We start from the raw sequence: 307 nt of genomic DNA, 5'->3' as shown, positions 1-307 counted from the left end.
ATCGAGGAAGCGGCACAGCGGTGCCCAGCCGTCGCGGACGTCGAAGATCAGCAGCCGTTCGGGCGGGAGGCTTTCCTGGACCGCGGCCGTGTGGCGGAGGAATGCCTCGACGGCGAGGGCTTCTTCGGGCATTTCCTGGCTCAGCCGGGTGCCGTCGCCGAAGACGGACCGTCCGATGTGGTCCATGATCGGGTTGTAGCGTGCCAGTGCTCCGAAGAAGGCGGCGGCTCGGTCGGGCAGGCCGGGCGGGATCGTCCGGCCCGGGCCGTTGGTGATCAGCGTCTGCATGCTGGCGTACCACTGGTGC

1 protein-coding gene is annotated in these 307 nt (G+C 69.1%); it reads right to left on the bottom strand.

What is annotated here, in order from left to right:
- On the bottom strand, positions 1 to 307 hold a 307-nt coding region (locus FAF44_RS54005; protein WP_308193559.1), incomplete at both ends, for a sulfotransferase.

The sequence above is a fragment of the Nonomuraea sp. MG754425 genome (genome assembly GCF_021699195.1).
In the GTDB taxonomy this organism is placed as follows: Bacteria; Actinomycetota; Actinomycetes; order Streptosporangiales; family Streptosporangiaceae; genus Nonomuraea.
Note: the sequence above shows the minus strand (reverse complement) of the source record. Positions and strands in the feature narration are given on the sequence as shown.